This window comes from Saccharothrix coeruleofusca (genome assembly GCF_014648515.1).
Taxonomy (GTDB): Bacteria; Actinomycetota; Actinomycetes; order Mycobacteriales; family Pseudonocardiaceae; genus Actinosynnema; species Actinosynnema coeruleofuscum.
The window spans coordinates 41,668-42,517 of record NZ_BMRG01000009.1; the positions used below are offsets into that span (position 1 = coordinate 41,668).

Here is an 850-nt window from a genome sequence, read left to right on the forward strand (position 1 = left end):
CTTCGCCCCGGCGGGCACGTCGAGCAGTTCCGCGATGGCGGCGTCCCTGGCCCGCGCGCGGACCTCGGGGGTGCCCGAGGGCAGTGCGACGGCCTCCGCGGCGGTGGCTTCGCGGTGCGGGGCGGTGGAGCCGAAGTAGGCGTCGAGCGCCGCGATGCGCAGCGGCAGCGGGGAGTCGCGCAGCAGCCGGTCCAGCGGCTGGCCCGACGCCTCGGCGCACACGTCCGGGGTGATCTCGCCGTGCTCGAACGCGCAGGCGCCGAACGCGGAGCCGACCCGCACGAGCAGGTACTGGTTGCGGTAGGTGGTGTTCCCGCCCGCCAGGCGGGTGCCGTGGTGGACCCAGAAGACGCTGGTGGCGGTGAGGGTGGCGGGGTCGGGACCGCGACGGGCGGCCAGGACCTGCGCGGCCAGGTCCTCGACGGTGTCGGCGTGGGCGGCGTCGAGGGTCATGCCTGGTCCCCCCTGGTGAAGCGGAAGATGTGGGTGATCACGCCGTCGTGCCAGTCGTGGCGGTGTTCGATGGCGGGCCGCAGTCCGGCGCTGATGGCGTGGCGGACGATCCGGTGCATGTCGGCGGTGTTGGACAGCGCGACGTAGACCCTGCCGCCGGGGGCGAGCAGGTCGCGGCCGACGATCTGGTCGAAGAACCGGGTGACGATCCCGGCCCCCTCGCAGACGTTGCGCACGACGTCGGGGTCGTCGCTGACCTTCTGGCTCACCGCGGGCGGGTTGAAGGTCACCACGTCCAGGCGGGTGCGGTCGGGGAGCGCTTCGAAGAGGTCGCCGACGAGGGGGACGAGCACGTCGCCGGTTCCGACGAACTGCTCGAAGTGCTCCCGCGTCGCGC

1 protein-coding gene and 1 pseudogene are annotated in these 850 nt (G+C 73.6%); both read right to left on the bottom strand.

What is annotated here, in order from left to right:
* Positions 1 to 453 (bottom strand): annotated as a pseudogene (locus IEZ00_RS36925) (Rossmann-like domain-containing protein); the annotation flags it as partial.
* Positions 450 to 850, bottom strand: a 401-nt coding sequence (locus IEZ00_RS36930; RefSeq protein WP_506347070.1) for a class I SAM-dependent methyltransferase, incomplete at its 5' end; no start/stop codon positions are given. The gene IEZ00_RS36930 and the pseudogene IEZ00_RS36925, both read right to left, overlap by 4 nt.